The sequence below is a fragment of the Gluconobacter sp. P5E10 genome (assembly GCF_018812145.1).
Classification (GTDB): domain Bacteria; phylum Pseudomonadota; class Alphaproteobacteria; order Acetobacterales; family Acetobacteraceae; genus Gluconobacter; species Gluconobacter cerinus.
On the sequence record NZ_JACRVZ010000016.1, the window covers coordinates 1 to 7,665 of the forward strand.

The 7,665-nt window shown below is 54.6% G+C and carries 9 protein-coding genes and 1 pseudogene; 6 read left to right on the forward strand and 4 right to left on the reverse strand.

Annotated elements, in window-relative coordinates; genetic code table 11:
• Nucleotides 1–244, forward strand: a pseudogene (locus tag KP707_RS16305) (hypothetical protein); the annotation flags it as partial.
• Between the two features lie 56 nt (nucleotides 245–300).
• Here the strand turns inward: KP707_RS16305 and vapC are convergent.
• Both vapC and vapB read right to left on the reverse strand, forming a co-directional pair.
• Entirely contained in the window at nucleotides 301–705 is a 405-nt protein-coding gene (gene vapC / locus KP707_RS16310) for a tRNA(fMet)-specific endonuclease VapC (RefSeq protein WP_211499662.1), read from the reverse strand.
• Complete coding sequence (gene vapB, locus KP707_RS16315) at nucleotides 705–929, reverse strand: type II toxin-antitoxin system VapB family antitoxin (protein WP_211499663.1); 225 nt, start codon at nucleotides 927–929, stop codon at nucleotides 705–707. Before vapB ends, vapC begins: the two co-directional genes overlap by 1 nt.
• Nucleotides 930–1,724: 795 nt before the next feature.
• Between vapB and KP707_RS16320 the strand changes: the two genes are divergently transcribed.
• The 5 genes from KP707_RS16320 (at nucleotide 1,725) to KP707_RS16340 (ending at nucleotide 6,426) form a co-directional block, all read left to right on the forward strand.
• Nucleotides 1,725–2,249 carry an SMC-Scp complex subunit ScpB gene (locus tag KP707_RS16320; protein WP_249195480.1) on the forward strand — a complete coding sequence of 175 codons (525 nt, stop codon included), beginning with the start codon at nucleotides 1,725–1,727 and terminating at the stop codon, nucleotides 2,247–2,249.
• A 152-nt stretch (nucleotides 2,250–2,401) separates the two neighbouring features.
• Complete coding sequence (locus tag KP707_RS16325) at nucleotides 2,402–3,400, forward strand: site-specific integrase (RefSeq protein WP_211497638.1); 999 nt, start codon at nucleotides 2,402–2,404, stop codon at nucleotides 3,398–3,400.
• A gap of 3 nt (nucleotides 3,401–3,403) precedes the next feature.
• Nucleotides 3,404–4,189 (forward strand): hypothetical protein, encoded by a 786-nt coding sequence (locus tag KP707_RS16330; protein ID WP_215769442.1) that lies wholly within the window; start codon nucleotides 3,404–3,406, stop codon nucleotides 4,187–4,189.
• The gene (locus KP707_RS16335) at nucleotides 4,182–4,940 is read left to right on the forward strand and encodes a ScpA family protein (protein WP_215751966.1); all 759 of its coding nucleotides are present in this window, start codon (nucleotides 4,182–4,184) and stop codon (nucleotides 4,938–4,940) included. The genes KP707_RS16330 and KP707_RS16335 overlap by 8 nt, the downstream gene beginning before the upstream one ends.
• Before the next feature lie 562 nt (nucleotides 4,941–5,502).
• Entirely contained in the window at nucleotides 5,503–6,426 is a 924-nt protein-coding gene (locus tag KP707_RS16340; protein WP_016738647.1) for a replication protein RepA, read from the forward strand.
• 91 nt (nucleotides 6,427–6,517) lie between these two features.
• Here the strand turns inward: KP707_RS16340 and KP707_RS16345 are convergent, their stop codons facing one another.
• Together KP707_RS16345 and KP707_RS16350 are read right to left on the reverse strand one after the other, a co-directional pair.
• On the reverse strand, nucleotides 6,518–6,838 hold the full coding sequence (locus KP707_RS16345; protein WP_015074855.1) for a hypothetical protein: 321 nt from the start codon (nucleotides 6,836–6,838) through the stop codon (nucleotides 6,518–6,520).
• 361 nt (nucleotides 6,839–7,199) lie between these two features.
• Nucleotides 7,200–7,665: alpha/beta hydrolase fold domain-containing protein (locus tag KP707_RS16350; protein ID WP_215769443.1), on the reverse strand; the 466-nt coding region annotated here is incomplete at its 5' end.

The window sequence follows — 7,665 nt, forward strand, 5'->3', positions numbered from 1 at the left end:
GGGACGATCCTGGAGCGGACTTCACCGCCATGCCTTGATGTCGATGATGGCCTACGCCTTTTTGCAATCCCGCAGGCTTGCTCAGGCGGGACAAAAAAAAAGAGCCCTCGGGCCACCACCACAACCCAGTCTACCAGCAGTGCGTCAGGCCATCCTTGACCACATGTCTCGTTCATCCCCGACACAATGCCCTCATTGCGGATGGACACTCAAAAGGCATCCTAACTCCATTCTGCCAAAGTAGTGCTAAACACAGTGGAAGTGTCAGACTCTCGAGGGCATGGCGGCGACCTTCTCTCGTTAATCCGGCGTCCAATCTTCAGAACGTAATCCATTTACCCGAGTAAATTCTCGTAGGTTTCCGCTTACAACGACCAGTCCTTTGCTCCGGGCATGCCCCGCAATCATTAGGTCGTACGGTCCGATAACACACCCACGGGCTTCCAGATCAGCCCTGATTTCTGCTGTATGTGCTGCCGCATCATCGTCAAATGGCAAAACAGACAAACGCACAGCAAAATGCTCTACCTCCCGTCGAGTTTTTGCCGGATTTTGAGATTTTTCTGCCCCATAGAGGAGTTCGTAAAGCACAACATCTGAAATACAGAGGGCCTCGGCGTTATCGTTGAAACGCTCGCGTAGGCCCTTTGGACGGTCACGCAAGACGCGGATACAAAAGTTTGTATCCAGAAGATAACGTAGCATCAAAAGCTTTCGCGGTCCTGCATTGCAGGTTGATTGCGTTCGGGTAATTCAGTGCCGGAGGACGAAAAAAAATCATCCCATGCGGCATGCGCAGGCGCAATAATGCGTCGTACGCCATCGGGAATGATCACGACGTCCTTCAGGCCAAGGTCAAAGGCAACCGCTTTGGGAAGCCGTACAGCCTGAGAGCGATTGGAAAGAAAGAGAGTTGTGCGGGCAAGCATGGCATCCTCCATACGGGATATACTGAACGTATATCCATAAATTGATCTGGTACCAACAAAATTCGTTCAGCTTTGAATTGGGCTATTTTCCGTCACCGTTCTGGAAGCCAATGTCCATAACAAACATCAAAATAGACGACGGCTTTTCATCTTTTTCCGCCGAGATCAGACCTACCCCTATTCCCCCGAAGAAGATTAGCCATAGTGTATTTCATACTCCTTAAGATTCATTCCAATCCGATAGGGCCCTTCGAACAGATCCCCGAGGGCCAGGCGCCTTCGCAAGGTCAAACGGCGTTGGGCCAGATGATACATTCGGTCATGCAGCAGATGGCAGCGTTGACAGAGTGCACGCAGATTGCGCCACCGGTTGCTGGTGGGGTCGTGATTTAGATGCGCCGCTGCCAGAACTACCTTCGTCTGTCGCATTTGCAGATGCTCGATCAGGTCCGGGGGTGAAACCCGTCTGCCTCGGCCATTGAACCAGTGCCCTGTTTCCGGATGTTTCCATCGGCCACCCGGTAAGACCTGAAGGAATTGTCCATGGGGTCGACCACACCGCTGGCACAATCCCCTAGCCCGCTCGAACCGCACCTGTCGGCTCAACTCGGGCCAGTTGAGAGGATATAATGCTTTCAGTTCCGGTCGGATCGGCATTTCTATCCTTTAGCACAAAAACAACGTTTAACGACGACGTCTTGCGGAGCCTGGCCGCCTACTCTCCTAGAAAAGATCCACCCCGAGCATATCGCAACCCCTGGTGGAAAACGGAAAACCAGCCTTATGCTCTCGACCATGACGTCCTCTGTCTCCGATCCCGTCCGTCTCGCCGAAGCCCTCCTCTTCCAGAGCAGCGGTCCTGTGTCCCGAATGACGCTGGCGCGGGCTCTGGGAGAGGACGTAGAGATCGCCCAGATCGTGAGCCAAGTGGCCAGGCGCACCGAGGGGCTGGGGTTTGAGTTGGTCGCGGCTGGAGACGGCTGGATGTTCCGCACCGCCCCCGATTTGGCAGAATCCCTTAAGGCGATGTTGGAGCGGCCGCCAGAACGCCTACCCCGCGCCGCGCTTGAAGTGCTGCTGCTGATTGCCGCGCGTCAGCCGGTCACCCGACCCGAAATCGAAAGCTTCCGGGATGCGTCCCTGCCCCAAAAAACTCTGACCCTATTGCAGGAGAAAGGACTCATTCGCAGCGTTGGCCGCAAGCCGGTCCCAGGCCAGCCCCAGCTCTGGGCCACGACCGAGACCTTCCTCGTGACCTACGGCCTGCGGTCCGTGGCCGAACTGGACCCACTGCTCGAAGGCCTGAAAGGCCCGCTTTAGGCCCCTTTTGGGCTCGTTCTATGGGGATTTTGAGACTGTTTTTTGGTAGTATAACACGTGGTAATGTTCTCTTACCGCGTATTAAATCAAGGTTGCCTTAATTGGTGTCTTACGGCAGACTCATTGGGTATTTCAGAGGGAAGATCACCGACATGACAGTCCCGACAGATCCCGCAGAGCGTCTCTCCGAAGCGCCCTCCCCTGCTCTGCAAAGTGCCTTGGACGCAGCAAAAGACAGTGCCCGGACCGCGGCCTATGCACCCGAAACCCTGCGAGCGTATGCCCATGACTGGCAGGCCTTCTGTCACTGGTGCGACGAACATGGGACGTCTTCTCTTCCGGCCGCTCCTCCCGTCGTTGCGGCCTGGCTGCACAGTCTGGCACCACGTTTCAGCCGCTCGGCTCTCAACCGTCGCCTGGCTGCCATCGGCTATCAGCATCGCATGCGGGGGCTAGAGTGGAGCTCCGGCCATGCGGCCATCCGCACCACCCTTCGCGCTGCAGGACGTGTGTATGGCGCGCCGCAGAAGCAGGCCGCTGCCCTCACCTCCCAGGAAGTCCGCAAACTCGTCGCCCCCGAGCATAGCAAAACAGTCGAAGCGCTGGCGGATCTGCGCGATCGGGCCCTTCTGCTCATCGGCTTTGCCGGGGCGCTGCGCCGTTCTGAGCTGGTTGCTCTGACGACAGAGACCGTCCGGATCGTGGCAACCGGCTTGAAGCTCCATATCGCCCGCAGCAAGACAGACCCCGAACATCGGGGCGAAGAAATTTTTTTGCCGCGCGGCAAGCATCGCGAAACCTGCCCTGTTCTGGCCCTGGAGCGCTGGCTGAAGAAGGCCGAGATTATGGACGGTCCCCTCTTCCGCTCTATCAACCGCTGGGAGCAGGTGGGACGCGATGCCCTGCATCCGGATGCGGTCCGGCAGATCCTGCTGCGTCGTGCTAGGGTGGCCGGGCTCAAGGTTCCCTCCGGGGAACGCCTCAGCCCGCATGGACTGCGCGCCGGCTTCGTTACCGAGGCCTTCCGGGCCAATGCCCGGGACGAGCAGATCATGGCGCATACCCGCCACCGAGACCTGAGCAGCATGCGCCGCTATGTCCGGCGGGCCCGTCTGGACCTGGACTCTCCTGCCCATCTTCTGGACCTGTAGCCCATGCCACAGACGACGGCTGAAATCATCGCGGACGTTGATGCGACAGTCGCGCGTCTGGAAGACTATCGTCTGGAACTGGAAGCGCGACCCGTTGCCCACGGGTATCTCGAACCGGGCCCCAGTGACGACGATGAACCAGGGGTCGGCTTTCGTCYCCCCMCCCGTCCGGCACTTCCCCGCCACACCCCAATGCCACCGGCAAGCGGCACGGCCTTTTCAATCTCCGGGTCACGCCTTTTAGAGCGGAAGACCCCTCTTTCTCCTCCGCTATTCAATCCTCAACCAGACTGGCTGGCACATGTCTTGACCGTCACAGGATCAGAAGCCGTACTGGCCCGGTTCCAGGCGGCAGCAGCGGGGACTGGCCGTCTATCGTGGGGGCCAGATGTCACCAACCGTGAAGATCTGAGCCGGATCTTTCCCGTTTGGGACGCCCAGACAGCCGCTTTGATCGAACAGATTGTCCAGAGCCAGACAGTCCTTCTCGCTCGGGAGGCGGCATCCAGCTCTGTTCCGTTTGATCTTAATGCCCTTTGTCCCATGCCTTTGGATCTTCTCTCCCTCGGCCCCGCTTCCCCCATGACACAAGCGTGGCTGTGGGAGCACTGGGGAACCTCCCGGCCACTGCAGCAGGTCGACGTCATGGACGGGTATCCGAAAAAGAGCACAACCCGCTGGAGCGTCTCGTTCTGGTCGGCGGACTGGACGCCCTGGCCGGCTCTTCAAACCATTGCGACCCGATGGCCCGACCTCAGCTTTTCCATACGCCCGCTTTACGATGTCTGAGGGACTGCTTTTGGAAGTTGGAGCCTGGCAGGGCCCGCTGGAAGCACTGCTGCAGGCCGTCCGTCGTCGTGGGATAGATCTTCGGACGCTTCCGCTGAGAGAGCTGATCGACCAGTTTTTGATCTGCGTGGAAGAGCAGCTTAAAAACCGTCCCCTCGAACAGACTGCGAACGATCTTGTTCTGGCAGCGACCCTTCTTCAAATGCGCTCGGCTCTTCTGCTTCGGGCAGATACTGAAGAGCACCTTGCCGCCCACTCGGCAGCCGAGCAGCTCCAACGCGCCCTGCTTCGAAAGGACAAGCTTTTGCAAGCCGTGGAGTGCTTTGAAACTCGGCCTGTGCTGGGCGAAAGTGTTTTTGGACGCGGGAAACTGCCCCCCTCGCCTTCTGCTGCTGAGACAGCGTCTTCAATCCTCACCCAAGATCTACTGGACGCGCTTTTGTCAGCATCTCGTCGGAGGGCAAAGCTGCGGCCCCCAGAGAGTATCTTCCAGCCTTCTTTAGTACCGCGTGTTTCTGTTCAGGACGCTTTGGCATGGTGGCAGCGGAAAGTTCGGGACTATCCGGAGAGCACGTGGGACCTCGTCGAGGGCGTGATTCATTTTTCTCTTGGAGCCAGCCCTCAAAACCTAATGCAGCGCAAGGCCGCGTGGGCTGCTCATCTTTCGGCCGTTTTGGAACTTGAAAAACGAGGAGAATTATATCTTAGACAGTTGCACCTGCCACGAACATTTGCAGTTGATCGTCCCTGACCAGCTATCCCGGTAAGCTTACTGTCGCAATCAGCGGATTCAGAATTATCTTCGATATCTCACTGAAGTTAAGGCTAATTTTATCCTACATTTAGAAATTAGGCCATTAGAATCAATATGTTTGGTTCTCTATTCAAACGGTACGATGAGAAATTTTTGCACCGCCTAACGGCCAGCTTATTGTGCCATTCAGTTGTTTGGACTCTTCTCGCTCTATCCCCCTCGCTGTCCGCATCATCCTCTTTCACATCTTTTGGACTCTTCTCGCACCCTCTTGGACTTTCCTCGCTCATTGCAGACAGCCGTAATGCACAGCGATTTGAATTTAGAACAGTTATCCCCTGGGATCTCCTCGCTCATTTCTTGGGCTTTGCTCGCTACAATGGTGGTTATCCCTTGGACTCTGGTCGCGCATATCTAATAAATATATCTAATAATCTTCCTAGAGCGCGCGAGCAGAGTCCAAACCACGGCGAGTGGAGTCCAAGGGAGTTCTGTGGAAAAATCGCCGCGAGCAAAGTCCAAATTGACACCCGATCGTCGGCCATGGAAAGTCAGGTTCATGGGTGAAATACACAATCTTCTTGAACGCCATGGACTCCATGAAGCTCGGCGACAGGCGTCTCTCGATGGGCAGCTAAGCCGTGTATGTGTCGATGCTGCTCATGAAGTATTAAGTGATGAAGCTTTACAAATTGGCATCACTCATTCGGGCTTTGCGATGGCTGCTCTGCCTCATAAAAAGACTGAAGAGACCGTATGGGAACGTGAAGGCGGAGGAATCAAACTTCTTATTGAAAGCGGCTTAAACGACGACAAAACTCCCGTGGGTATTCCATACGGCTCAATGGCTCGTATGATTCTCCTCTATTTACAAACTCAAGCAGTAAAGACACAATCCCGTGAAGTCGAGCTTGGCTCTTCGATGAATGCTTGGCTTAAAGTAATGGGAATTACTGTTGGTGGGAAAACTTATAATTCCGTAAGAGACCAAGCAAAAAGAATCAGTCAGTGCAGACTAACATTTTTTCGCGTCCACAATGGAGCAAAAATGGTTAGTAACGGAGCATTTGTACGGGACGCAATCTTTCCAATTCAGGAAGATGAAAATCAACCTTCGTTTTGGAGAGAAGTTGTTCGTTTAGACGAAAGTTTTTACGAAAGCTTGATTGACCACCCTTTGCCACTTCGGGAAGTAGCAATTCGTCAAATATCCGGAAAATCAAAAGCGATAGATACATATATTTGGTTAGCTTACAGGCTACATATTCTCAAAGAACCAGTATCTATCTCGTGGTATGCTTTCAAAGGGCAGTTTGGACCAGAATATGCGCGTATGCGTGACTTCAAACGTGATATTACAGGCCCACTAAAACTAGCCCTCTCTGTTTATCCAGAAGCACACGTAGATGTTGATATGGAAAAAGGGTTGATACTATATCCCTCCCCTCCTCCAGTACCAGAGAGACGTATACTAGGGCGTTAAATATATACCTATTGATTCGAAAAATAAAGATAAGGCCAAATATTGCTTGTTAGGCGAAACAATAAGTAATTTGAATAATGCCTATATCGCTTTAGATATCATCTGGAAAATTATCGCTTGCCCAGGCAATAAAGCTATCAGGACGAATGAGCGAGATATAAAGGCCCCAATAGCCCTTCGCATGACAAGCGATGTAAGAAAGCTGATCCCGATAACAATCAGAAAGTTTTCGCAATGAATTGCTCTTACTGAGATCAAGTAGAAGAGTTTTTCCGTTTAAAAGATGTTCCTTCAGGTGCGTCCGGTCACTCAGTTCGAAATCACAAGAGATCAGGAATTTGGTGAGATCGCCATACAGGCTCTCAATGTTTGCCAGCCAAACTATCTGTAAACGTCCGCTTTCGAGAAGCATGTAGCCTGCATCTAATCGGCCGGAAGTAGGCGACTGCTGCCTGTCTGCTCCTGCATCACGGAGCAGACAGGCAGATCAGGCGGGTGAGCAGAATGTCGGCTGTTGGGCGGTAAGACTGGAAAATCGGTCATTCGTGCAATCGACTGTCACGACACAAATGGGCGTCTCCTGAAGATCAACCTGACAACCTACTTCGTCGGGCGAGAGCTGTCCGTCTCATAAGACCCCGCATATATGCAGTCGTCATGCCAGCGATAGGTTCATGGTCAGTGCCTGAGGGACGGAGCAGAAACTGCAGCCAGCGCGAGGCTGAAGCGCTCCCTCTTTTTGGAGGAAATTGCTTCAGACCGCCCCTGTTCTCTCACTTTACCTTCGTAAAGGCATCGCGCAGGAAATGAGCCGCCTGGGCGACTGCGGCGGTGGCCGCCGGCGTCTTGGCAAGCGCATTGAGCATAACGAAATCGTGGATCGTCGCGTTATAGCGGGTCGTTATGACCGGCACGCCAGCTTCGACCAGGCGTCGGGCGTAGGCCTCGCCCTCGTCACGCAGGACATCGTTTTCATCTGTGATGACCAATGCTGGCGCCTGCCCGTGCAGGATGGAGTCCGGCGTGTTCAGCGGCGAGACATGCGGCTGGGCGCGGTCAGTGCCGGCAGGCAGATACTGGTTCCAGAAATAATCCATTGCTTTCGCTGTCAGCCAGGGGCCACTGGCGAACTCGCGATAGGATCCGTCATTCATCGCGGCATCGGTTACCGGATAGAATAGGAGCTGGGCTACGAGCCTGGGTCCATGCCGCTCCGCAACGAGCGCAGAGACGACCGCA